General features: G+C 49.0%; 22 protein-coding genes. 14 read left to right on the top strand and 8 right to left on the bottom strand.

The annotated features are described in order from the left end of the window. Positions 1-127: 127 nt before the first annotated feature. Together OQ477_RS12335 and OQ477_RS12330 are read right to left on the bottom strand one after the other, a co-directional pair. Positions 128-262 carry a hypothetical protein gene (locus tag OQ477_RS12335; protein WP_369719122.1) on the bottom strand — a complete coding sequence of 45 codons (135 nt, stop codon included), beginning with the start codon at positions 260-262 and terminating at the stop codon, positions 128-130. A gap of 51 nt (positions 263-313) precedes the next feature. Further along, a complete protein-coding gene (locus OQ477_RS12330) occupies positions 314-904 on the bottom strand; it encodes a DNA-3-methyladenine glycosylase (RefSeq protein WP_003150858.1) in 591 nt (196 codons plus the stop codon). Positions 905-1,146: 242 nt separating this feature from the next. On the opposite strand from OQ477_RS12330, the gene OQ477_RS12325 reads away from it, so the two are divergent. The 13 genes from OQ477_RS12325 (at position 1,147) to katX (ending at position 14,038) form a co-directional block, all read left to right on the top strand. Then, entirely contained in the window at positions 1,147-2,145 is a 999-nt protein-coding gene (locus tag OQ477_RS12325; RefSeq protein WP_042635747.1) for a FecCD family ABC transporter permease, read from the top strand. Beyond that, a complete protein-coding gene (locus OQ477_RS12320) occupies positions 2,146-3,159 on the top strand; it encodes a FecCD family ABC transporter permease (RefSeq protein WP_021494727.1) in 1,014 nt (337 codons plus the stop codon). A gap of 16 nt (positions 3,160-3,175) precedes the next feature. Then, the gene (locus tag OQ477_RS12315) at positions 3,176-4,072 is read left to right on the top strand and encodes an ABC transporter substrate-binding protein (protein WP_032868637.1); all 897 of its coding nucleotides are present in this window, start codon (positions 3,176-3,178) and stop codon (positions 4,070-4,072) included. A 103-nt stretch (positions 4,073-4,175) separates the two neighbouring features. Further along, positions 4,176-4,526, top strand: a complete 351-nt coding sequence (locus tag OQ477_RS12310; protein ID WP_038460339.1) for an ArsR/SmtB family transcription factor — start codon at positions 4,176-4,178, stop codon at positions 4,524-4,526. Positions 4,527-4,539: 13 nt separating this feature from the next. Next, positions 4,540-5,838, top strand: coding sequence for an arsenic transporter (locus tag OQ477_RS12305; protein ID WP_265972649.1), 1,299 nt, complete (start codon positions 4,540-4,542; stop codon positions 5,836-5,838). Between the two features lie 153 nt (positions 5,839-5,991). After that, the gene (locus tag OQ477_RS12300; RefSeq protein ID WP_265972648.1) at positions 5,992-6,303 is read left to right on the top strand and encodes a PTS sugar transporter subunit IIB; all 312 of its coding nucleotides are present in this window, start codon (positions 5,992-5,994) and stop codon (positions 6,301-6,303) included. Between the two features lie 14 nt (positions 6,304-6,317). Then, entirely contained in the window at positions 6,318-6,635 is a 318-nt protein-coding gene (locus tag OQ477_RS12295) for a PTS lactose/cellobiose transporter subunit IIA (protein ID WP_265972646.1), read from the top strand. An 18-nt stretch (positions 6,636-6,653) separates the two neighbouring features. Further along, positions 6,654-7,973, top strand: a complete 1,320-nt coding sequence (gene celB, locus OQ477_RS12290) for a PTS cellobiose transporter subunit IIC (protein WP_038460341.1) — start codon at positions 6,654-6,656, stop codon at positions 7,971-7,973. A 29-nt stretch (positions 7,974-8,002) separates the two neighbouring features. Beyond that, the gene (locus OQ477_RS12285; protein ID WP_265972644.1) at positions 8,003-9,403 is read left to right on the top strand and encodes a glycoside hydrolase family 1 protein; all 1,401 of its coding nucleotides are present in this window, start codon (positions 8,003-8,005) and stop codon (positions 9,401-9,403) included. A 19-nt stretch (positions 9,404-9,422) separates the two neighbouring features. Further along, the gene (locus OQ477_RS12280; RefSeq protein WP_265972643.1) at positions 9,423-10,304 is read left to right on the top strand and encodes an ROK family protein; all 882 of its coding nucleotides are present in this window, start codon (positions 9,423-9,425) and stop codon (positions 10,302-10,304) included. Next, complete coding sequence (gene manA / locus OQ477_RS12275) at positions 10,301-11,245, top strand: mannose-6-phosphate isomerase, class I (RefSeq protein WP_265972642.1); 945 nt, start codon at positions 10,301-10,303, stop codon at positions 11,243-11,245. Before OQ477_RS12280 ends, manA begins: the two co-directional genes overlap by 4 nt. A 19-nt stretch (positions 11,246-11,264) precedes the next feature. Then, on the top strand, positions 11,265-12,347 hold the full coding sequence (locus OQ477_RS12270; RefSeq protein WP_265972641.1) for a glycosyl hydrolase: 1,083 nt from the start codon (positions 11,265-11,267) through the stop codon (positions 12,345-12,347). A gap of 77 nt (positions 12,348-12,424) precedes the next feature. Next, positions 12,425-14,038 carry a catalase KatX gene (gene katX, locus OQ477_RS12265; RefSeq protein WP_265972640.1) on the top strand — a complete coding sequence of 538 codons (1,614 nt, stop codon included), beginning with the start codon at positions 12,425-12,427 and terminating at the stop codon, positions 14,036-14,038. Between the two features lie 38 nt (positions 14,039-14,076). Here the strand turns inward: katX and OQ477_RS12260 are convergent, their stop codons facing one another. Then, the gene (locus OQ477_RS12260; RefSeq protein WP_265972639.1) at positions 14,077-15,063 is read right to left on the bottom strand and encodes a choloylglycine hydrolase family protein; all 987 of its coding nucleotides are present in this window, start codon (positions 15,061-15,063) and stop codon (positions 14,077-14,079) included. Between the two features lie 316 nt (positions 15,064-15,379). Between OQ477_RS12260 and OQ477_RS12255 the strand changes: the two genes are divergently transcribed. Further along, positions 15,380-16,738 carry a purine-cytosine permease family protein gene (locus tag OQ477_RS12255; RefSeq protein WP_015240847.1) on the top strand — a complete coding sequence of 453 codons (1,359 nt, stop codon included), beginning with the start codon at positions 15,380-15,382 and terminating at the stop codon, positions 16,736-16,738. Positions 16,739-16,751: 13 nt separating this feature from the next. Here OQ477_RS12255 and OQ477_RS12250 read toward each other — a convergent pair whose 3' ends face one another. The 5 genes from OQ477_RS12250 to OQ477_RS12230 all read right to left on the bottom strand — a co-directional run bounded on the left by OQ477_RS12250 (position 16,752) and on the right by OQ477_RS12230 (position 23,509). Further along, positions 16,752-17,582: an NAD(P)H-hydrate dehydratase gene (locus tag OQ477_RS12250; RefSeq protein WP_265972638.1), complete on the bottom strand. Its 831-nt coding sequence runs from the start codon at positions 17,580-17,582 to the stop codon at positions 16,752-16,754. Positions 17,583-17,672: 90 nt separating this feature from the next. Continuing rightward, complete coding sequence (cydC, locus tag OQ477_RS12245; RefSeq protein ID WP_039253327.1) at positions 17,673-19,403, bottom strand: thiol reductant ABC exporter subunit CydC; 1,731 nt, start codon at positions 19,401-19,403, stop codon at positions 17,673-17,675. Next, the gene (gene cydD / locus OQ477_RS12240; protein WP_265972635.1) at positions 19,400-21,103 is read right to left on the bottom strand and encodes a thiol reductant ABC exporter subunit CydD; all 1,704 of its coding nucleotides are present in this window, start codon (positions 21,101-21,103) and stop codon (positions 19,400-19,402) included. Before cydD ends, cydC begins: the two co-directional genes overlap by 4 nt. Next, positions 21,103-22,119 carry a cytochrome d ubiquinol oxidase subunit II gene (gene cydB, locus OQ477_RS12235; protein ID WP_007614694.1) on the bottom strand — a complete coding sequence of 339 codons (1,017 nt, stop codon included), beginning with the start codon at positions 22,117-22,119 and terminating at the stop codon, positions 21,103-21,105. The genes cydD and cydB overlap by 1 nt, the downstream gene beginning before the upstream one ends. Next, on the bottom strand, positions 22,103-23,509 hold the full coding sequence (locus OQ477_RS12230; RefSeq protein ID WP_007614697.1) for a cytochrome ubiquinol oxidase subunit I: 1,407 nt from the start codon (positions 23,507-23,509) through the stop codon (positions 22,103-22,105). The genes cydB and OQ477_RS12230 overlap by 17 nt, the downstream gene beginning before the upstream one ends. Positions 23,510-24,004 lie beyond the last annotated feature (495 nt).

Here is a 24,004-nt window from a genome sequence, read left to right as displayed (position 1 = left end):
ATCAGATGCAGACGTGAAAAATGGGCAAAAAGAATGAGGAAGGGGTAAATGTATGTAAATTCTATAATGGGAAGGATTTCAAGTCAATGCGGCAATCCGATGCCAAGCCCGTAAAAAAACAGCCGGATCAGCCGGCTGTTCGGGATGCGGACATGCGGTTCCGCTTAGATGCCTTCCGTTCTTTTATGATTTTTCTGATGATCGGATAGATGACGGGCGCCCATTTGATAATCGTTTTGAAAAATTTTTTCAATGTCTGAATCCCCTTTCTTTTACCTTGTCTTTCCCCTGTTATCAGCGTTTATAAACATGGTCAGCGTGAGACATACCGGTTCCCCGTCACCCAATAGCGCCACGGATAATCCCGGGCTTCTCCGCTGTTGTCAATCCCGATTCTCGGGCCTGTTGATATATGTTCAGGCGTAAAGCCCTCGGTAATATACAGCGGCGGTTCCGTGATCATGCCGCCGTAGTCGTTCATTGAAATGCCCATCGCTTTCGTCAGTTTTCCCGGGCCGTTTGTCCACTCTCTCGGGGGTCTGCCCGGTCTCCTGCTCTCCATCAGGAACTGTCCTTCATGAGGCTCCGCCGCCCTGATTAACACGGCCTGCGGAATGCCGATGTCCGCGGCGACGACGTTCATTAATGTATGAGTGTGCATGACGTATGTATAAATGCGGCCCGCCTCATGGAACATAATTTCCGTCCGTTTCGTGCGCCGGTTGCCGAAGCTGTGCGCCGCCCGGTCATCCGCTCCCATATAAGCTTCCGTTTCCACGATAAAACCTGAAGCCGTTCCCTCGTCCGTCTCCTTCACCAAGAGACAGCCGAGCAATAAAGGGGCAAGCTCCACCGACGGTCTCTGGTAAAATTCAATCGGCAAAGGCTTTCCTTCTCCCGCCATTTGCCTCCCTCCTTTCTGAATATAGCGATTTCCTCTTTCACGTTTTTCACTTCTTTTTTACAATATAAACATGAGAGAAAAAAAGGACATCATTGTTGAACGCTCTATTGCGTTTTGAAAATCGGCTCGGTATAATATGATGGTTCAAATGAAAATGATTCTCATATTCAATAAATACCGGACAATGATCATAAAAGTAGGTGAATTGATTTTTGAGCGATTCTGTCACGTCCGCAAACCGTCTGATCAGTATCTTAAAAAACGGGGTTTTCTTCCTGATCGCGGTGATCGGGCTGCTTGTATCTATTTTTTTTGCCGTCTCATTCGGCGCGAAAGACATTACTTTACATACGGTTTGGTCGGCTGTTGCTGATTACAATCCGAACATAACGGGCCAGCAGATCATTCATGAATTGCGTCTTCCGAGGGTGCTCGGGGCGGCCGTTACAGGAGCCGCTTTTGCCGCAGCCGGCGCCCTCATGCAGGGTGTCACGAGAAATCCGCTTGCCGATTCGGGTGTCTTAGGCGTAAACGCGGGCGCCATGTTTGTTGTTGCGCTCAGTTTTGCTTTTTTCCCTCATTTGTCATACGCCCTGCTGATGGTGATGTCATTTTTGGGAGCACTGGCAAGCACCGGCTTGATTTTCTTTATCAGCGCGGCGGGAAAAGGCAGCATGACGCCTTTAAAGGTGACGCTTGCCGGGGCGGTCGTGGCCGCTCTTTTACATTCACTCAGTACCGGTGTGGCGATTTATTACGATTTAAGCCAGGATTTGGCCTTCTGGTACGCCGGCGGGGTGTCAGGGATCAAGTGGGCTCATTTACAAGTCCTTGTTCCCGTGATTGCGGTCTTCATCATTCTCGCGACATTCATGGGCCGGTCCGTCACCCTTCTCTCAATGGGAAATGACGTGGCGGCGAATTTAGGGGTGAACACGGCTCTGACGCGTGCCGCCGGATTAATGATCGCCGTCGTTCTTGCCGGTGTGTCTGTTTCCGCTGCCGGCGCGATCGGCTTTGTCGGGCTGGTTATTCCCCATATCGCGCGAAAGATCGTCGGCGTTACGTACAGGCTGATTATTCCGATGTCCGCGTTACTCGGCGCGATTCTATTGATTTTGGCTGACCTGGCCTCACGCACGGTCAGTCCCCCGAGGGAATTGGCGATAGGCATTATGGTCGCACTTGTCGGTGTCCCTTTCTTTCTTTATATTGCCCGCAAGGAAGGGAGAGACTTATAAATGAAAGTGCAGAAAGAAACAAAAAAAGCGGCGGCGGCAGGACTCATTCTGCTGGTCATCGCCGTTTGCATGATTCTGATCGGGCTGCATACGGGCTCATTCCGGCTTTCTCCTCTCACCGTGGGAAAAACGCTGTTCGGATACGGCACGTTTCAAAGCACAACCGTTTTATTCGATTACCGGCTTCCCCGGATTCTGGTGACGATGCTGGCCGGCATCGGTTTAGGAGTGTCGGGCGCTATTTTGCAGGGTGTATCCCGAAATCCGCTTGCCGATCCGGGCATTCTCGGACTGCATGCCGGCGCTTCCTTCGGTTTGATGATGTATATCACATTCTTTCATTCCTTGGAGGCGCAAGCGTCGATGTTCATCCCGCTGTTTACGTTTGCGGGCGGAACACTCGCCGCCCTGCTGATCGTAGTGCTTACGTACGACAGGCTGAACGGTTTTTTAACGATCCGCATGCTGTTAGTCGGGATCGCCGTTTCCGCGGGCTTCAGCGCCGTTACATTGTTTATGTCGCTTCGCCTGAATGAAGAAACCTATACATTCGCTTCCCGCTGGCTGGTGGGAAACGTCTGGGGCAGGGATTGGATTCACGTGTGGTCGCTATTGCCCTGGATCGGCATTCTCGCACCGCTTGCATGGCTGAACGCCCGGTCTTTGAATATTTTAATGCTCGGTGACCAGGCAGCCGCGGGACTCGGCGCACACGTGCAGAGAAAAAGGATCATGCTGATCGCCATAGCGGTCGGCTTGTCCTGCGCGAGCGTCGCGATGGCCGGCGGAATCGGCTTTATCGGCTTTGCCGCCCCTCACTTGGCAAGACGGCTCGTCGGCACCATGCATCAGCATATTATTCCGATTGCGGGATTAATCGGCCTTGTCATTCTTGTCGCGGCAGACACCATCGGCCGGTCTTTGTTTCAGCCGAATGCCATTCCGGCCGGCGTGGTTGCGGCAGCCATCGGCGCGCCGTATTTTCTCTATCTCGTCATGAAAATCAAATCATAAAACAAGGAGTATTCCCATGAAAAAAACAATTGCGCTCATCAGTTTCATGTGTATTTTCTTACTGGCTGCCTGCCAATCCGATTCATCACAGCCGGAGTCAAAAAAGAAATCCGGCGATCATAAAATCGCTTCGATGTCCATTCACCTGACAAATGATCTGCTGGCTCTCGGCGTTACACCTGCCGGTTCCGTCGTGGGCGGAGAATTAAAAGATTTTCTCCCTCATGTGAAAAATCAGCTGAAAGACACGAAAAAACTCGGACCTGCCTCAGACCCGGATATGGAAGCTTTACTTGAGTTGAATCCAGACAACATTTATCTTGATAAAGAATTTGCGGGAAAAGATGTGTCAAAATACAAGAAAATCGGAAACACACACGTTTTCGACCTTGATAAAGGCACATGGCGCGATCATTTAAAAGACATCGGAAAAATCGTCAACCGTGAAAAAGAAGCGAAAACATTTATCCAAGATTACGAAGATGAAACAAAACAAGTCAGATCCATGATGAATAAGGAATTAGGGAAAAACGCCAAAGTCATGGCGATCCGCGTGAACGCAAAAGAGCTTCGCGTCTTCAGCACACGCCGCCCGATGGGACCGATTCTGTTTGACGATCTGAAGCTGAAACCGGCTGATGGCATTAAAGAAATGAACACTTCCCGCCCTTATGAAGTCATTTCTCAAGAAGTGCTGCCTGATTACAACGCAGATGCGATTTTCGTCGTCGTTAACAGAGACGACAAGTCACAGCAAGCCTATAAAGAATTGCAAAAAAGCGCTGTATGGAAAGGGCTGAAGGCCGTGAAAGCAAACCACGTCTATAAAATTGCCGATCAGCCTTGGCTTGATTATTCAGCACTGGGAAATAAATTAGCAATGGATGAAGCGAAAAAACTGTTCCAAAAATAAACATGAGCCGGTTTTGCAAAAAGTGCAAGACCGGCTTTTTTTATATTGTCGTTTACTTATATAAACATCTGCTTATATAATAGTGTGAAAAAGGAGTGAGCGCATGGAACGGCGGCATCATGCTTTAAGTTCCGAAGGGATCAGCCAGTGCCTCAAGCTTCTAAGCGACCGGACGAGGCTTTTGATGCTGAAGCTTCTGGAGGATAAGGAATATTGTGTCTGCGAGCTGACGGCTATTTTTGATATAAGTCAGCCCGGCATCAGCCAGCACTTGCGGAAATTAAAGAACGCCGGCCTTGTGCGGGAAAGACGCGAGGGCCAGTGGCGGTACTATGCCTTTCATCCGTCCGGTCCGGAATACGCGCTGGTTTGCTCGATTCTGCAGCAGATAGATGAAAAGGACGAAGTTTTACAGACATTGCGGCAAAAAGAAGTCACTGTTACATGCCGGTAAGGGGGATATATTCTTGGGAGTTGCGGTTTTATCAGCGCTGATTTTTGTGCTGACACTTGTGTTTGTCATATGGCAGCCGAAACATGTATCAATCGGCTGGTCTGCCTGCGGCGGAGCGGTCCTCGCTTTGATCGCCGGAGCAGTCAGCCTGCACGATATCGCGGAAGTGACGGGAATCGTCTGGAATGCGACACTTGCCTTTATCGCCATTATTATCATTTCATTGATTCTTGACAGCATCGGTTTTTTTGAGTGGGCCGCGCTGCATATGGCCATGGCGGCCAAAGGCAGCGGACTGCGGATGTTTCTCTATGTGTCGGTCTTAGGGGCTGTTGTCTCCGCCCTGTTTGCCAATGACGGAGCGGCGCTCATTTTGACGCCGATCGTACTGGCGATGGTGCGGGCTTTGAATTTACCTGAAAAGCTGGTTTTTCCGTTTATTATCGCCGGAGGATTCATCGCCGACACCACCTCGCTTCCGCTCGTTGTAAGCAATTTGGTCAATATTGTATCCGCCGATTACTTTCATATCGGGTACATTGAATATGCATCACGCATGCTGGTGCCCAACCTTTTTTCTCTGGCGGCAAGCATTTTGGTGCTGTATCTCTATTTCAGAAAAAACATTCCGAAACGGTATGACACCGGTCTTGTGAAACATCCGGCATCCGCGATTAAGGATGAACGCCTTTTCCGGTTATCGTGGGCTGTGCTGGCCGTTTTATTGATCGGATATTTCGTCAGCGAACTGCTGTCGATATCCGTTTCCTTCGTTGCCGGCTCCATCGCGGTCATTTTTCTCATTCTGGCGCAGCGAAGCCCCGCCGTCCCTGCGAAACAAGTCATCAAGGACGCCCCGTGGGCCATCGTGTTTTTTTCTGTCGGCATGTATGTTGTCGTGTACAGCTTGCGGAATGCCGGACTGACGGATCTTCTTTCTCAGCTTATTCAGAAAGCGGCGGATCACGGTTTGTTTGCGGGCACACTCGGAATGGGGTTTATCGCTGCGATTCTCTCCTCCGTTATGAATAACCTGCCGACGGTGATGATTGACGCCATAGCCATCAGCGGAACGGGCACTCACGGGCTGATGAGAGAAGCATTGATTTACGCGAATGTTATCGGTTCGGACCTCGGGCCGAAAATCACGCCGATCGGATCGCTGGCGACATTGTTATGGCTCCACGTGCTGAGCCGGAAAAACGTGAAAATTTCCTGGGGAATGTATTTCAAGACAGGTCTGATATTAACCATTCCGACGTTATTTATCACCCTGATCGGACTTTATTTATGGCTGTTATGGCTCGCTTGAGATGAAAAACCTTTTAAGTTGAATCTTAAAAGGTTTTTTTGTGTCAAAAATCCGAAATGTAAAACTTTTATATTTTAAAAGTATAGACATTTAAATTCAAAAGATTATAATATTCATGAAAACGTTTTAACTTTACGAAAGAAGGGATTCCTCATGAAAAGAATTTTATTAGCCTGCAGCTCAGGCATGTCCACCAGCTTTCTTGTCACGAAAATGCAGAATTACGCCCGCTCCATCGGTGAGGAAGCCGAGATTTGGGCAGTCGGACAGGATAAAGCAAAAGAAGCGATGAAAGATGCAGACGTCGTACTGATCGGCCCGCAGATGAGTTTTTTAAAAGGTGAGCTTCAAAAAGAGGCGGACCCGCTTCACATCACCGTTGATGTGATTGATATGATGGCATACGGCATGGGGGACGGCAAAAAAGCATACGAACAGGCCGTTGCCTTGATAGAGGACAAATAAAGGAGGCGATAAGCATGGAAACGTACACGGATGAACAGATCAGTTTTCAGCTGATCCTTCACAGCGGCAATGCCCGCAGCAATATTATTCAATCGATACGCGCATATAAAGACGGCCGGCCAGATGAGTCAGGCACCTTTCTGACAAAGGCTGAAGAAGAACTGGGGAAAGCGCATGACATCCATTTTCAGATGATTCAAAAAGAAGCCGGCGGCGCCAAGACGGATGTCTCTCTGCTTTTTATGCATGCTGAAGACCACTTAATGTCAGCGCTTTCAATGAAAGAGCTCGTTAAAGAAATGCTCAACTTATTTCAATCGAAAAATTTATAGAAAGCCGGGGGTGAAGACGTGTTTGAGAAAATCAGCCAATTCCTTATTCCGATCGCTGGCAAATTAAACAATAACCGCTACTTGCAAGTCTTACGGGATGCTTTTATGCTGGCGTTTCCGCTGACCATTTTCGGTTCGGTGTTCGTCGTGCTGACGAACCTGCCATTTTTAAACAAAATCATGAGCAGCTCCGCACTGTCTGTCTTTCAATCCGGATTTGGCGGCGCTTCGACGGCGACGATGGGGATTATGTCCATTTTTGTCGTCTTCGGGATCGGCTATTACCTTTCCAAAAGCTACGAAGTGGAGGCCGTATTCGGCGGAGCGATCGCATTGGTTTCTTTTCTGCTGCTCACCCCGTTCGTCTTAGAGCCGGAAACGGGCAAAGCGGTCGCAGGCGTCATTCCGGTTGACCGGCTTGGAGCAAAAGGGATGTTTCTCGGCATGATAACCGCTTTTTTGTCAGGTGAAATCTACAGAAGAATCGTCCAGAGAAACTTAACGATTAAGATGCCTGCCGGTGTTCCTCCGGCTGTTGCTAAATCGTTCGCCGCATTGATTCCGGCTTTTATCACGCTTACCGTCTTCCTCTTGATCAATGCGGCTGTCACCCAGATCTTTCACACCAATCTGCATGATGTCATTTATCATACGGTTCAAGCCCCGCTTGTCGGACTTGGAAGCGGCATCATCCCTACATTAATCGCTGTTTTCTTTATTCAGATTTTATGGTTTTTCGGCCTTCACGGACAAATCATTATCAATTCCGTGATGGACCCGATTTGGAATACATTACAGGTCGAAAATTTGGCTGCGTATACAGCGGGAAAAGAGATTCCCCATATTATTTCTAAGCCGTTTATGGAGATTTACACCGTCGGAATGGGCGGAACCGGAATGACATTGGCCATAGTGATCGCCATCTTGCTTTTTATGAAAAGCAAACAGATGAAACAGATATCCAAACTCGGTCTCGCGCCAGGCATTTTCAATGTCAATGAGCCGGTTATTTTCGGTTTGCCGATCGTGATGAACCCGATCATTATCATTCCGTGGGTGATCGCGCCGATGGTTGTCACACTTGTCACCTACCTGGCCATGTCGGCGGGGATCGTGCCCCCTCCTACCGGCGTGACCGTGCCTTGGACCGTCCCCCTATTCATTAACGGGATTATGGCGACCAATTCCGTCATGGGCGGCATTATGCAGCTGGTCAACCTCTGTATTGTGTTTGTCATCTGGTTCCCGTTTCTTAAAGCGCTGGACAAATTAAACATGGCAAAGGAAAAAGAAGCCGAGACCGAGCAGCATGCCCGGGATGACAGCATGAGTATGTAATCAAAATCGCAGTAAGGGAGAGAAATCAAATGACTGAATCAAATATTCAATATCGTTTTCCGGAAGGATTCTGGTGGGGGTCTTCCGCCTCCGCCACCCAAACAGAAGGCGCCGCCGACAGAGAAGGAAAAAGCCAAAACATATGGGATTACTGGTATGAAAAAGAGCCGAGCCGTTTTTTTAACGGCGTCGGCCCCGGCGACACGTCACGTTTTTACGATCAATACAAGGAGGATATCCGGCTGATGAAAGAAATCGGCCATAACTCCTTCCGGCTGTCTATTTCCTGGTCAAGATTGATTCCGGACGGAACTGGCGAGGTCAATCAGAAAGCGGTCGCGTTTTATCAGGACGTCATCGATGAAATGCTTGCCCATCACATTGAGCCGTTTGTCAATTTGTTTCACTTTGACATGCCGCTCGCCCTTCAGCGGAAGGGGGGCTGGGTCAGCCGGAACACCGTTGACGCGTTTGAACATTACGCCAAAACATGCTTTTCGCTATTCGGTGACAAGGTGAAAAAATGGTTCACTCACAACGAGCCGATTGTGCCGATTGAAGGCGGCTACTTATACGACTTTCACTACCCGAATCATGTTAATTTTCAAGAAGCGGTGCAGGCCGGCTTCCATACCCTGCTGTCGAATGCAAGGGCTGTCAAAGCCTACAGAGAATTGAAACAGGACGGACAAATCGGAATCATTCTGAATCTGACGCCTTCTTATCCGAGAAGCTCACATCCTGAAGATGTCAAAGCGTCCCGGATTGCCGACGCCTTTTTCAACCGCTCATTTTTAGATCCCGCCGTAAAGGGCGAATTTCCTGAGGAGCTTGTCGAGATTCTCAAGGCGGAAGGCTTTCTGCCGCATTATGAGAAAGAAGATCTCCGCCTCATTCAGGAGCATACGGTTGACCTCTTAGGCGTGAACTACTACCAGCCGAGGCGCGTCAAGGCAAAAGAACATGTTCCGAATCCGCATGCCCCTTTCCTGCCCGAGCGTTTCTTCGATCCGTATGTCATGCCCGGCCGTAAAATGAACCCTCACCGCGGGTGGGAAATTTACGAAAAAGGAATCTACGACATTCTCACAAATCTCAGAGAACATTACGGAAATATCGAATGTTTTATTTCTGAGAACGGCATGGGAGTAGAAGGCGAGGAACGCTTCCGCGATGAAAACGGCATCATTCAGGATGATTACAGGATTGAATTTATCCAGGAACATCTCAAATGGGTGCATCGGGCCATCGGAGAAGGTTCAAATGTAAAAGGCTATCACCTGTGGACTTTCATGGACAACTGGTCTTGGACAAACGCTTATAAAAACCGCTACGGCTTTGTATCTGTCAATCTGGAAAACGGGGGCGAACGGACCGTCAAAAAAAGCGGCCGCTGGTTCAAAGCCGTTTCCGATCAAAACGGATTTTAACAGATGAGGAGGGACGGCCATGCTTGGAGGTATTGAAGCCGGCGGCACGAAATTTGTCTGTGCCGCCGGACAAAGAGACGGCACCATTCTGGACAGAGCAGAGTTTCCGACGGGAGAACCGGATGACACACTCAGACAGGTGATCCGTTACTTTGAAGAATTCCCGATAGACGCCATCGGCATCGGGTCGTTCGGGCCGATTGATATCCGTCCCGACAGTCAAACATACGGGTGCATCACCGCGACGCCGAAGACAGCCTGGCGGAACTGCCCTATTCTTCAAACGATCAAAAGCGCTCTGGATATTCCCGCAGGCTTCACCACCGACGTTAATGCGGCGGCGCTTGGAGAAGCTTCTTTCGGCGCGGCCAAAAACGCGGACAGCTGCCTCTATTTGACGGTCGGCACAGGCATCGGCGCGGGCGCCATCATGAACGGCAGATTTGTTCAAGGGCTGTCTCATCCTGAAATGGGCCACATTTATGTCAGAAGACATCCGGACGACGGCTACAAGGGCAATTGCCCGTACCATACAGATTGTCTGGAAGGCCTCGCGGCAGGCCCCGCCATTGAGAAACGCTGGGGGAAAAAAGCATTTCTGCTCACGGATCAGCAGGAAGTGTGGGAGCTTGAGGGCTATTATATTGCCGAAGCGCTTGTGCAGTATATTCTCATACTTTCGCCGGAAAAGATCATTCTCGGCGGGGGCGTCATGAAGCAGCATCAGCTGTTCTCTTCTATCCGTCAGCACGTGAAAAAGCGGCTGAATCAATATATTGATCTGCCCGATATTGAAAAATACATCGTTCCCCCTCAATTAGGGATTCACTCCGGCGCGGCCGGTTCGCTCGTATTGGCGGAGCAGGCCTTAGAAGCGGCAAACCGGGAGGCGGGAAAATGACGAAACTCTTATTTTTGGAACCGGTTTTTAAAGAAAGATTATGGGGCGGGACGAAGCTGCGCGATACATTCGGGTATGAGATTCCTTCTGAGCGGACGGGCGAGTGCTGGGCGATTTCAGCTCATCCGCACGGCACATCCATCGTGCGGAACGGGCCTTTTTCCGGAACATCATTACACCGTCTCTGGAATGAACACCCTGACCTGTTCGGACATCCGAATGAAGAGGCTTTTCCCCTGCTCACAAAAATTCTTGACGCTGATATGGATCTATCCGTGCAGGTGCATCCGGATGACGCATATGCACATCGGCATGAAAACGGAGAACTCGGAAAAACGGAATGCTGGTACGTGTTGGACTGCAAAAAAGACGCGGAGCTCATTTTAGGGCATCGCGCCCAAACAAAAGAAGACTTCGTTCAGCTCATTGAACGAAACGAGTGGGATCACCTGCTCCGCCGCATCCCCATTAAACCCGGCGACTTTTTCTATGTCCCGAGCGGCACACTGCACGCTTTATGCGAAGGTACGCTCGTTCTTGAAATCCAGCAAAGCTCTGATGCCACCTACCGGCTTTACGACTATGACCGGACGGATGGGAACGGGAATAAACGCGAGCTTCATCTTCAGAAAGCAATTGACGTAACAGAGATTCCGCATACCGATGAAAAAGTAAAAAGCACAAAGCATCGGATCGGAGATGCTCTCATTACAATACTCGCAGAGACACCGTTCTTTTCAGTTTATCAATGGAATGTGAGCGGGAAAGCATCATTCCCCGCACCCGGCCGGTATTTACTCGCAAGCGTCATTAAAGGACGCGGAGAACTGGATGGATGCCCCGTTCACAAAGGCGATCACTTTATCGTGCCGGCGGATTCCGGAGGTTTTGTTATAGAAGGAGATTGTGAGGTTATCGTTTCACATCCTTCATCACCCTAAAAATCAGGAGGTCTTTTTTATGCTCAAAAAGTTAGCTGTCTGCCTGTCTATCGTTTTATTACTCTTAGGAGCCGCCAGTCCGATATCGGCTCAAACCGTTTATCCCGTCAACCCAAATGCCCAGCAGACGACAAAAGATATCATGAACTGGCTGGCGCACCTGCCCAACCGTTCAGAAAACAGGGTCATGTCCGGGGCGTTCGGCGGGTACAGCGATGTCACTTTTTCAATGACAGAGGAAAACCGCTTGAAAAACGTGACGGGACAGTCTCCCGCCATCTACGGCTGTGACTATGGGAGAGGATGGCTTGAAACAGCGGATATCACCGATTCTATCGATTACAGCTGCAACAGCAGCTTAATCTCATACTGGAAAAGCGGCGGCCTCCCTCAGGTCAGCCTGCATCTCGCAAATCCGGCTTTTCCATCCGGAAACTATAAAACGGCCATCTCAAACAGCCAGTACAAAAACATCCTGGACCCTTCAACTGTTGAAGGAAAACGCCTTGAGGCGCTGCTCAGCAAAATCGCCGACGGCCTTACTCAGCTGAAAAATCAAGGCATCACCGTTCTGTTCAGACCGCTGCATGAAATGAACGGCGAGTGGTTCTGGTGGGGGCTGACAGGCTACAACCAAAAAGACACGGAAAGAATCTCGCTGTACAAAGAGCTTTACAAGAAGATATACCGTTATATGACAGAGACAAGAGGATTGGATAACCTTTTGTGGGTGTATTCGCCGGATGCCAACAGAGACTTTAAAACAGACTTCTACCCAGGCTCATCTTATGTGGATATTACCGGTCTGGACGCTTACTTCACTGATCCGTATGCGATATCAGGCTATGATGAAATGCTGTCTCTGAAAAAACCGTTTGCCTTTGCCGAAACCGGTCCGTCCGGCAATATCGGAAGCTTTGATTATGCTGCTTTTATCAATGCGATCAGGCAAAAGTATCCCGAGACAACGTACTTTTTGACATGGGATGAACAATTAAGTCCGGCGGCCAATCAAGGCGCGCAAAGCCTTTATCAAAACAGCTGGACGCTGAACAAGGGCGAAATATGGAACGGCGGGTCCTTGACGCCGATCGCGGAATAACTGTTTCTTTTGAAAATCGGTTTTAAGAAACGGCTCTGCTGGGCATATTGTTACCGTTCAAAAAGGAGGGTTCAACAATGGAAAATAACAAAAACAGCGAAGAAACGCTTTCCAGTAAGACGACCGGTAAAGGCGAGTCAGAAGACACGCTGACAAACCGGCAGGGCCATCCGGTCACTGACAACCAGAATGTCAGGACAGTCGGCAATAGAGGACCGACGACATTGGAGAATTATGATTTTTTGGAGAAAATCAGCCACTTTGACCGCGAACGGATTCCCGAGCGCGTCGTTCACGCGCGCGGCGCCGGAGCACACGGATACTTTGAGGCGTACGGAAGTTTTGGAGACGAGGAGATTTCTACATACACAAGAGCGAAAGTGTTTCAAAAGAAAGGAACGAAAACTCCGGCGTTTGTGCGGTTTTCTACCGTCAACCACGGAAAGCATTCCCCGGAAACATTGCGTGATCCCCGGGGTTTTGCCGTTAAGCTTTATACCGAAGACGGCAACTGGGATCTGGTCGGCAACAACCTGAAAATCTTTTTTATCCGTGATCCGCTGAAGTTCCCGGATCTTGTGCACGCATTTCAGCCTGATCCCGTTACGAACATTCAGGACGGCGAGCGTATTTTCGACTTCATTTCCCAATCACCTGAAGCGACTCATATGATCACTTTCTTGTTTTCGCCGTGGGGCATCCCGGCCAACTACCGGCAGATGCAGGGCTCAGGCGTCCATGCCTACAAATGGGTCAATGAAGAAGGTAAAGCCGTGCTCGTCAAATATCACTTTGAACCGAAACAGGGCATCCGCAACCTGACACAGAAGGAAGCGGAAGAGATTCAGGGGAAAAACTTTAACCATGCGACACAGGATTTGTATGAAGCGATTGAAAAAGGCGATTACCCTGAATGGGAAGTGTATGCGCAAATCATGACTGATGACGAACACCCCGAGCTGGATTTTGATCCGCTTGATCCGACCAAGCTGTGGTATAAAGACGATTTCCCTTGGAAACCGATCGGTAAATTGGTTCTGAACAAAAACCCGGAAAACTACCATGCCGAGGTGGAACAGGCCTCATTCGGAACGGGCGTGCTTGTGGACGGCCTTGATTTTTCAGATGACAAATTACTTCAGGGGCGGACATTCGCCTATTCAGATACCCAGCGGTACCGGGTCGGCGCAAATTACCTGCAGCTTCCGATCAACTCGCCGAAAAAGCATGTCGCCACCAACCAGGAAGGCGGGCAAATGCAGTATCGGGTCGATCGGGCAGAAGGACAAAACCCGCACGTCAACTATGAGCCGTCCATTATGGGAGGACTCAACGAAGCAAAGCAGGATGGGAAAGACCATACACCTCATGTCGAAGGCGATGTGAAGCGGGAAGCGATCGACCGGTCGAATCATTTCGGCCAAGCCGGTGAAACGTACCGCAGATTTTCGGAATTTGAACGGAACGAATTGATCACAAACCTGGTCAATACGCTTTCTTCCTGCCGGAAAGACATTCAGGATCAAATGATTGAGAATTTCACAAAAGCAGATCCGGACTACGGAAAACGTGTTGCGGAAGGGCTGAAAAAAGCCTCCGAAAGCAACAGCGGCGGACCGATCGGCACTACAGATACGGCCCAAGCCGCAAAACAGGCTGAACAGGAAAGCCATCCGTCTGATCCGTATTAAATAAAAAAACAGGACAATCGCGTCCTGTTTTTTTTGAGCTAATTCAGCTCCTGTATATTCTGCTCCGCCGCGGCCGCAAATACTTTCGGCTCCGGACGGTCAACATCTTCATGGAGTAAACTTACTTTGTGAATCTGCCGGTTGTCGTACAGATGAAAGTAGTAGTTCCCGGTGTCACAGCACATGACCGACGTATACTGCGTATAATCAATTTCATTCTCCTCTGTGATCACCGCGCCTTTTGGAATATTCACATTGGACAGCACGTGAAAAGCGGCCGTAACGCCATCCGTTTCATGAGCGGCAGGCTCTAAATGCTCTTTCAGATAAGCGGCTCTGATGAATCGGGATGGCGGCGTGTAATCACCGGGAAGCCCGATCGTTCCAGATCCTTGGCCGAAAGCGGTTAATGTCATTCCGCCCAATGTTTTGCTTTCTGACTGCTGCGGCCTGATTCCGATATAATGGCGCAGATTGGTCACATGCCAAGGAAATTCCGGACTGTTGGTCATCACTCCGGGTTGGTTGTCATATACTTTCATTCCCTCCGGTGTCGGCTCGATGACAATGCAGCCGCCCGTGCGGTCTGATAAAATCCAATGAAGAGGCAGCACCGTATCCAATAACATTAACTTCTTCTCTACAATCGTCAGCATTGAGAGCTTTTCCTTTATGTCATCAAGAGATTCACAGTTTGATAAGGCCCAGGTGACAAACTCATGAGGAGCGATGTGACAGGTGCCCTCCCGTTCCGCTTTCTCGTATCCCGCAAAGCCCGGAAAATACAGCGTCGCACACGACAGCCCTTTTTCATTTACGCCATCGGCAAACAGAACATTGCCGAGATTTCTCCCCATGCCGATAAATGCGTATTTCGTCTTATGCATCCTGCCGTCAGCTTCGCTTTTCCAGCTGTACTGACGAGGGTAAAGCACGACGTCCGTACCGAGCTGAAATGCAAAATCCATCGTTCGCGCCAATAGGTGATTACCGTCTGCCGTTTTCAATGTAAGACTTGTACACATATCATCAATCCCCTTTTCATTAATGAAATTTACACAAAGTAAACTATTCTTTCAGCTTAACGAATAATGGCTCCATTCGTCAAAAGATTGACACATTTCTCCTTAATACATATTAGTCCGTAAGCATATCCATGCCTTTTAAACCCTGGCAAATCGTTTTGGCGGCAGTGTTTGTACCGTTTTTCAAAAAAACTTTTGAACGGCTGTCAGCGAGGCTTTACAATGTTTTTCCTGCATGCTGGAATTTGTAAACGGCAGGTCAATCTGTTAAGCTATGTTTTTATGTTAAAGAAGAACATACGGAGGAGATTATCTATTGAAAGTAGAAAGGCGAACGATTGAACATATTCCGCATGACGAAAGACACGGAAAGGCTAAAGATTTATTCCCCGTCTGGTTCGGGGCTAATATGCATATTACGACGTTAGTCACAGGCACACTGCCCGTTACAATGGGACTCGATCTCTTTTGGAGTATCGCCGCCATTATTATCGGGACCTTTATCGGCGCAATCTTTATGGCGTCTCATTCCGCACAAGGACCTCAGCTCGGAATTCCGCAAATGATTCAAAGCCGCGCGCAATTCGGCGTGATCGGAGCGATTCTGCCCCTCTTTTTGGTCATGTTTATCTACCTGGGCTTCTTTGCGAGCAGTACGATTCTCGCAGCCGGTACATTGAGCAGCTTTGTACCGATTCCGGCTTCATGGTGTATTATCGGCTTAAGCGCCATCTGTTTTTTACTCACGATCTACGGTCATGATCTGATTCACAAAATGCAGAAAATCCTCTCTTGGACCTCCTTTGCCGTTTTTTTTGCTGCAACGATTCTTATTTTTCAACTGCCGATTCCTTCAGGAAGCTGGGTGCCCGGCTCATTAGATCTGCCTGTTTTTCTAGTGGCGGTCAGCGCGGTGGCCACATGGCAGCTGGCATATGCGCCATATGTCGCAGATTATTCCCGTTATCTGCCGGTCAAAACACCGGCATCGCATACCTTTTGGTACAGCTACGCAGGTACGTCAGTCAGTTCCATCTGGATGATGCTTCTCGGCGCCATTTTGACGACGGCGCTCCCGGAATTTACCGCTAATGCGGGAAATGAGATTGTCCGATTGTTCGGTCCGTTTTCCTTCATTATGCTGATCATTGTCCTGTTCGGACAAATGGCGATCAACGTCTTTAATTTATACGGAGCCTTTATGTCAACGACGACTACTTTGGAGCCGTTTTTAAAACTGAAGGTGACGCCGAAAACGAGAGTGGTAATGATCCTTTGTGTGACGGCAGCGGGTACTGTATTAAGTCTCTTGGGCCAAAGCAATTTCATGGAACTGTTTTTAAATTTCATCTTTTTCATCAGTTATTTCTTAATTCCATGGACGGCGATCAACCTCGTGGATTACTATTTTATCCGACGCGGAAAATACCACGTCAAATCGATGTTTGATGTCAACGGACAATATGGCAGGGTCAATTGGATTACAGCGGCCGCCTTCGTTTTGTCGATTATATTAGAAATCCCGTTCATCAATACATCCTTTTACATCGGGCCGCTCGCTGAAATATTCGGCGGAGGCGACATTGCCTGGGTCATCGGCCTGGCCGTTCCGTCGCTGCTGTATTATGTCCTGATGAAATCAAGGGTAAAACAACAAGAGGCGCCTTCTCTATGAAGACGCCTTTTCTTTATTCATATTCCTTCCATACACGCGGCAGCAGTTCAGAAAGTTCGTGCGCCAATAAGGTATGGGCGGAGCGCTCTTTCGTCCATAATTCCGCACATTCGCCGTGAAGTCGGACGGCGTTCAATACGGCATGCTGCGGGTCTTGATGACAGCACAGCATGCCGAGAATCATTCCCGTCAGCGTGTCGCCGGTCCCCCCTTTTGCAAGCGCGCCGTTTCCGGTTGTATTTCTGCGGCATTCCCCGTCGGGAAAAGCGATAATGGTTTCGTTTCCTTTCAAGACAATCGTGGCGTGAAGCAGCTCCGCCCATTCCGCGGCATATCCCGCTCTGTTCTGCTGAATCTCTTGAATCGGAAGGCCTGTCATTCTGGAAAATTCGCCGGGATGAGGCGTCAAGATCACAGGGGCTTTCCTCTTTGGATAGGTTCTTTTCGTAATGGCGCCCGCGTCCAGTATGACGGGATAATCGGCAGAAAGCAGCTGATCAGCCGCCTGCTGCACTTCGTCTGTTTGGGGAAGGCCCGGTCCGATGGCAGCGGCCCGGATGGTTTCCCCGGGCTGGCCCGCCGCGGCTTTTTTCCAGCCGTCACGCCAGTACGTCGCTTCCGGCAGCACCGGGACGATAAGCGGAATGACGCCTGCCGATGTACCGATGACGAGCTTGCCGACACCGCTCCTCATCGCGCCCAATCCGGCCAGAAGGGCGGCTCCCGGCATGTCTTCGCTACCGGCCAGTAATAACGCCGTCCCGAACGTCCCCTTATGGCTGTCTGCCTCCCGCTTCGGCAGCGTATCTTTCACATCCTGTTCCGTCCAATCCATTATATTCATCTCTGTACCTCCTCTTCTGTCTCCTATTTATATTCCAAACAAGAAGAGATTTTAAACCGCACAAAAAAACAGCCGCTCGTTTGCGGCTGTTTATGTTCTGATCGGAACATCAAGACGGTAAAGCTTCCGGTACCGTTCGTTTTCTGCAAGCAGCTCTTGATGGGTTCCTTCCATTTCTGCTTTTCCATTTTCTAAAAAGACGATTTTATCAGCTGTTTCCACACCCGCTAAATGGTGTGTAATCCAGAGGATCGTTTTCTCTTTAAAGACATCAAAAATCGTATCAAGCAATTCGCGTTCAGTGACCGCATCAAGGCCGACCGTCGGTTCATCAAGGATAATGACCGGCGTGTCTTGGAGCAGAATACGGGCAAGCGCGATCCGCTGCCGTTCCCCGCCTGAGAAACGAATCCCCGTCTCCTGCACAGACGTTTCATATCCGTCAGGCAATGATTCAATATAATCATGCAGCTTCACTTGCCGAGCCGCACGCTTAACATCTTCATCACTCGCCTTGCCGTTTCCGAGCCGGATATTGTTCATAATGCTCGTGTTAAAGAGATGAGGTTTCTGATTCAAAACGGCCACCGCTGAGGAAATCTGCTCCTGCACGGCCGCAGTTTCCAGCCCGTTCAGCATCACTTTGCCCGAATCGGGAACTAAGGCGCCTTCAATTAAAGCGAGAGAGGTCGACTTACCGGAGCCGCTCCTGCCGAGCAGCGCCATTTTTTCACCTTGGCGGAGAGTGAAGGAAAAACGGTCAAGCACATGACTGTGCTGATCATAAGAAAACGTCACGTTATCAAATGTAAGTGTCACATCCGATACATCCAGTTTCTCATCTGTCTGCTTCACCTCACGACTTCGCAGCTCCGGAGCCGCCTTACTCATTCTTTTGATGGAATCCTGATAAGAAGGCACTTCCGTCAGCGCATCCGAAAGGGGCAGAAACGCCTCCGTCAATGGAAATACGACAAGCACAAAGGCCGCAATCATCGTGTTGGCGATGCTGCCGTCCGCATACTGACCCGCCGTCCAGAACAGCATGATCAATATGAAGCCACCGACAAGACATTGCGCGGCGAGATCACGCCATCTCGTAAACCGCTGACGTTTGCTTTCAAGGTCAAACCACGCCTTCTCTTTCTCTTCATATGAGGAAATAAAGGCCGCCTGGCGTCCCGAGAACATCCAGTCGCTCACGCCGAGCACGGCATCTGTCAGCCGGCTGTAGAGCGTATTCCGGCCGCTTTTCAGCCTCATGTTTTTCGCTCTCGTCACAAGAAGCGACACAACCGGAAACAATACAACCAATATAAACAGGTAAATCGCCGCAAAAGCGGCAAACGGCCAGGAAAAAAAGCCGAGTCCGATAACGGATGCCGCATACAGCAGCAAAGCGGAAACCGCCGGGAAAATCGTTTTTAAAAACGCATCCTGCAAATGCTCAATATCCTCAGCCAAAATGCCGAGCATGTCGCCCGTCCGAAAACGGGATGAAAGCATGAGCGAGGCCGGCTCCAGCATATTGTAAAGCCGCACCCGCATGTCGGACACGATTTTCAAAATGATATGGTGCCCCGTCAGACGCTCGGCGTACCGTGAAACTGAACGGGCAATCCCGAAGGTGCGCACGGCCACAATCGGAACGTACACCAGCAGGATATTCTCAGGCCTGGTCGCCGACTTAGAGATCAAAAAACCGGAAGTGAACATGAGAAAGGCCGCCGAAAAAATCGTCACCGCGCCTAAAAAAATCACAAGAACAAACAAACGGGCATTTTGCTTCATATACGGCAGAATCCATTCTTCTTTTCTCATGTTCTTTCCCCCAGTTGCGCCTTTACAAGTTTGGCGTATACGCCTTGTTTCTCCATCAATTCGTCGTGGGTGCCGATTTCCGCCACCGCGCCGTCATCAAGCACGATAATTTCGTCCATCTCAAGCATCCAGTGAAGACGGTGAGTGGCCAGAAAGACAAGTTTGTTTTCAAACAGGTCTTTCATCGTTTCTTTTATTTCATATTCTGTTTCAATATCAAGGTGAGCGGTCGGCTCATCCAAAAGGAGAATCGGCCGGTTTCCTAAAAAGGCTCTGGCCAGCGCGACACGCTGAGCCTGTCCTCCGCTGAGCATCCGTCCGCCCTCGCCGATCCGGCCGTCAAGACCGCCGGGCAGATCACGGATCAGTTCGGAAAGACCCGCCGAAGCAGCGGCCTGCGCCGTTTCCTCACGGGAAGCATCAGGATGATAAAACCGGATATTATTCAAAAGCGTGTCATCAAAAATGTACGGGTGCTGCGGAATATAAAGCAGCTGCTTCTGCCAGCCGTCCGACTGCAGATGCGAGCGGGATTCACCGTTTACCTTGATCTCACCGGACGCAGGCTCTAAAAAGCCGCCCAGCACATCAATGAGTGTCGATTTTCCCGCACCGCTTTCCCCGATAATTCCGATTTTCTTCTTCCCTTTAAAGGACAGATGAAATTCAGACATCGATTCTCGGACGGACAAACGCGTAAGCTGTAATTCATCCCCGTCAGTCCACGTATCAAGTTCGAGCGGCTTTTCTTCTTTAAAACCGGGCTGCGCCAAAATCGCTTGAATGGTTTTCCCCGCCTCCTGCCCGTTTAACGTCGCGTGGTAATCATTCCCCACTTCGCGGACCGGGAGAAAATATTCAGGCGCGAGAATCAGCGCGGTCAATGCCGGCCCGAGCAGAATTTGTCCGTCTATCAGCCGCAAGCCGAGAAACACCGCCACTGTCGCCACCGACAGCATCGTAAAGAAATCCAGGGCGAATGATGATAAAAACGCGACCCGGAGCGTGCTCATCGTCGCCTTGCGGTATCTCTCACTGACATGAAAGATGTTTTTACTGTGTGATTTGCTTAATCCTAAAAACCGCAATGTCTCCAGTCCGCGGAGCGAATCCACGAAATGATTGGAAAGCGTCTGATAAGACTTCCATTGGCGATCGGCTTTTTTCTGTGCGACAAGTCCGAGCAGAATCATAAATACAATCAAAATCGGAAGCGCAAGAATCAGAATCAATGCCGATGTTTTATCCTGAAAAAACACGTAAATAACAACGGCCGCCGGCACAATCGCCATGCTGACCATTTTCGGCAGAAACAGCTCTAAATAACGGCGGAACTGGCTGATGCCTTCCATCGCCAGCGTCACCATCCGGCCTGTTCCCTCTTTTTTCGCAAAGCGGGGGCCGAGACGGAACAATTGCTCAAGAAATCTTTTTCTTAAGTCTGCGCCGGTTTGCGCGGCATATTGGTACACGATTTTCTGCCGGGCCGTTGTCACCGCATGCCGGACCAAAAACGCAAGCAGGAAAAAGCCGATAACCGGATAAAGAGAAGCAATCCGCTTCCCGTTAAATAATCCGGTTACCGCCTGGCTCAGCCATTCCGCCTGCAAGATGATGGCAGCCGTTTGTATAATCGTTAATCCCGTAATGATCGCAAGAATCCGCTTCATTCCTTTATAAAGAAACAGGTCTTTTCCCATTAATAAGTCATAGGCTCCTTATGGCTGACGCGTTTCCGGAAGACATAATAGCTCCAGATCTGACTGCCGATGACAAACGGCAGCAGAGTCAGTGCGACAATTGTCATGACCTTAAGTGAATAATCACCGGAAGACGCGTTAGCTACTGTTAAGTCATACGCGCTTGTCAGCGAGCTGACCATGACGCGCGGAAACAGAGAGATAAAAATCATCGCAACTGTCAAGGCAAGACCCGCGCCGGTCATACCGAATGCCCAGCCGTCTTTTTTCTTGCTCATGAACACAACGGCAAGAACGTTGCAGATGACAATCAGCACGAATACCGGAATCGTGATATTTGCCCGGCGTGTAAACATATCCGTATCGTATGCAGACATCGCAAAGAAAGCAAGTACAACAAGAAAGATAACACCGATTACGCGTTTTGCCATTTTTCTCGCACGCTCTTGTAAATCACCGATCGTGCGCAGGGTGATAAACATTAAACCGTGCAGGAATGAAAGAAGGGTGACGGCTGCTCCGCCAAGAACGGAATACACATTCACAATATCTGAAAAACCTGCGTGAATGTTCATATGACCGTCAATCGGCACACCGCGGAACAAGCTTGTGAAAATAAGTCCGAATACAAATGGCGGGATAAGGCTGCCGAAGAAAATCACCCAGTCCCATGTTTTGACCCATTTCAGATTATTCACTTGGCCGCGGAATTCAAATGCCACGCCGCGCCCCATCAAGGCAAGAAGAATGATGATAAACGGAATGTAATATCCGCTCAGCATCGTCGCATACCAGTTCGGGAATGCCGCGAAGATCGCTCCCGTACCTGTGATAAGCCACACCTCATTCGCATCCCAGAACGGGCCGATGGTGTTAACCAGCACTCTGCGTTCTAATTCATTATGGCCAAGAAATCGGGTCGAAATGCCGACACCGAAATCAAAACCCTCTAAAAAGAAAAATCCGACAAACAAAACTGAAACGAGTATAAACCAAAGATCATGAAGTGACCCCATGGTAGACCTCCTGACTGAACGGATCCGTTGACACAGGAACATCCTTATGATCATCATGGTCCGCACCTTTTTTAATTTCACGAACGAATAGGAAAACAAGCAGCGCGCCTAAAATCAAGTACATGACGCCGAAGCTGATAATTGAAAACAGCAGAGATCCCGTCGTTACGTTAGGAGAAACGGATTGTGCGGTCGTCAATTGTCCCATGACCGTCCACGGCTGGCGGCCGATTTCAGTCATAATCCAACCGGCAGAGTTCGCAATGAATGGGAATGCGATCAGTGCGATCATGCCCCGTAAATACCACTTGCTCGTATGAAGCTTTTTGCGGCGGTTCAGAATAAAACCGGCAATCGCGGCAAAAATCATAAGCGCGCCCGCTCCCGCCATAATGCGGAAACTCCAGAACGTCGTTTTAACAGGCGGGATATAGTCGCCTTTTCCGTACGTTTTTTCGTATTCTTTTTGAAGTGTTTTCATCCCTTTCACACTGCCGCTGAACTTCTGGTAAGCCAAGTAGCTGAGTGCGTAAGGAATTGAAATTTCTGATGTGTTTTTTTCTTTATTCGTATCAATATTTGCAAAAGCCGTCCACGCGGCAGGATCACCGCTGTCATCCCAAAGCGCTTCACTGGCAGCCATTTTCATCGGCTGCGATTCCATTAAATGCTCAGCCTGCATATGTCCGCTGAACGCAACGCCGATACCGGCGATCAGACCGACAATCATCGAAAGCTTGAAAGATTTATGGAAGAAAGGCACTTCTTTTTTCTTCAATAATTTAAATGCGCTGACACCGGCGATAAAGAAAGCACCCGTCGCAAGCGCTCCGAAAATGACGTGAGGGAATTCAACCCAAAGCTGAGGGTTTGTCAAAAGCGCCCCGAAATCATTCATTTCCGCGCGGCCGTTTTTAATCGCAAAGCCGACCGGCTCCTGCATGAATGAGTTTGCCGTCAAAATCCAGAAAGATGACATAATCGTTCCGAAGGACACAAGCCAAATGCAAAGCAAATGCACTTTTTTAGATAAACGGTCCCAGCCGAAAATCCATAATCCGATAAAAATAGACTCCATAAAAAACGCCAAAAGCGCTTCAACCGCAAGCGGAGCTCCAAATACGTCTCCGACAAAACGGGAATAATCAGACCAGTTCAATCCGAACTGGAATTCCTGAAGAATCCCTGTGACGACGCCGACAGCGAAGTTAATTAAAAAGAGATGCCCCCAAAATTTAGCCATTTTGAGATAGGTCTCTTGTTTTTTGACAACATAAAGCGTCTCCATCAAAGCAACCATAAACACAAGCCCGATAGACAAAGGCACAAACAAGAAGTGAAACAATGTTGTAGATGCAAATTGAATGCGGGCTAATACCAACTCACTCATGATGTTTTTCCTCCAATCTGGTAAATTGCTCAACATTTCACAAACATAGCGAAATCATTGCTCGGTATTTCACAAAAAATGATATATTTGCTCAATGTTTCACAAATTCGTCAAAACTATTGAAATATCAGCCTGTACACCCTGGGGGACAGCGGCTGTCATAGAAATGATTCAATATCATTACTTTACAACGATTCAGCCTAAAAAAAAAGATCAATATACCTAAAATAAGGCTGAAATTGTGACCGATTATTGTCGGATTTGTAGAGATTTTATGTCAGCACCTAGGATATTTGTCCCTTTGATATCGTACCTCTTTTTTATTCGTGTGGCGAACAAAATGCTTTTCTCGGTGAAAAAGCCCGCCAAATCGCCATTTTGAGAAAGAAAATGTGAAGAAAGCATGTCCTCTAGTAAATTCATAATATATGAACAATTTAAATTTTTTAGTATACTTTAAATGGGGATATTTTTTCACTACATAACGACTGGGGG

The sequence above is a fragment of the Bacillus sp. ChL18 genome (genome assembly GCF_026241425.1).
Lineage (GTDB): Bacteria > Bacillota > Bacilli > Bacillales > Bacillaceae > Bacillus > Bacillus velezensis.
The sequence above is the reverse complement of the archived record's forward strand: the minus strand, read 5'-3'. Positions and strand labels throughout refer to the sequence as shown.

What these genes read in the sequence shown, in the direction of transcription:
- OQ477_RS12270 (WP_265972641.1), top strand. Translation starts at nt 11,265, where the DNA reads ATGCTCAAAAAGTTAGCTGTCTGCCTGTCTATCGTTTTATTACTCTTA.
- OQ477_RS12315 (WP_032868637.1), top strand. Translation starts at nt 3,176, where the DNA reads ATGAAAAAAACAATTGCGCTCATCAGTTTCATGTGTATTTTCTTACTG.
- OQ477_RS12260 (WP_265972639.1), bottom strand. Translation starts at nt 15,063, where the DNA reads ATGTGTACAAGTCTTACATTGAAAACGGCAGACGGTAATCACCTATTG.
- OQ477_RS12230 (WP_007614697.1), bottom strand. Translation starts at nt 23,509, where the DNA reads ATGAGTGAGTTGGTATTAGCCCGCATTCAATTTGCATCTACAACATTG.
- OQ477_RS12300 (WP_265972648.1), top strand. Translation starts at nt 5,992, where the DNA reads ATGAAAAGAATTTTATTAGCCTGCAGCTCAGGCATGTCCACCAGCTTT.
- OQ477_RS12330 (WP_003150858.1), bottom strand. Translation starts at nt 904, where the DNA reads ATGGCGGGAGAAGGAAAGCCTTTGCCGATTGAATTTTACCAGAGACCG.
- cydD (WP_265972635.1), bottom strand. Translation starts at nt 21,103, where the DNA reads ATGGGAAAAGACCTGTTTCTTTATAAAGGAATGAAGCGGATTCTTGCG.
- OQ477_RS12280 (WP_265972643.1), top strand. Translation starts at nt 9,423, where the DNA reads ATGCTTGGAGGTATTGAAGCCGGCGGCACGAAATTTGTCTGTGCCGCC.
- cydC (WP_039253327.1), bottom strand. Translation starts at nt 19,403, where the DNA reads ATGAGAAAAGAAGAATGGATTCTGCCGTATATGAAGCAAAATGCCCGT.
- OQ477_RS12285 (WP_265972644.1), top strand. Translation starts at nt 8,003, where the DNA reads ATGACTGAATCAAATATTCAATATCGTTTTCCGGAAGGATTCTGGTGG.
- manA (WP_265972642.1), top strand. Translation starts at nt 10,301, where the DNA reads ATGACGAAACTCTTATTTTTGGAACCGGTTTTTAAAGAAAGATTATGG.
- OQ477_RS12295 (WP_265972646.1), top strand. Translation starts at nt 6,318, where the DNA reads ATGGAAACGTACACGGATGAACAGATCAGTTTTCAGCTGATCCTTCAC.
- OQ477_RS12320 (WP_021494727.1), top strand. Translation starts at nt 2,146, where the DNA reads ATGAAAGTGCAGAAAGAAACAAAAAAAGCGGCGGCGGCAGGACTCATT.
- cydB (WP_007614694.1), bottom strand. Translation starts at nt 22,119, where the DNA reads ATGGGGTCACTTCATGATCTTTGGTTTATACTCGTTTCAGTTTTGTTT.
- OQ477_RS12310 (WP_038460339.1), top strand. Translation starts at nt 4,176, where the DNA reads ATGGAACGGCGGCATCATGCTTTAAGTTCCGAAGGGATCAGCCAGTGC.
- OQ477_RS12250 (WP_265972638.1), bottom strand. Translation starts at nt 17,582, where the DNA reads ATGAATATAATGGATTGGACGGAACAGGATGTGAAAGATACGCTGCCG.
- katX (WP_265972640.1), top strand. Translation starts at nt 12,425, where the DNA reads ATGGAAAATAACAAAAACAGCGAAGAAACGCTTTCCAGTAAGACGACC.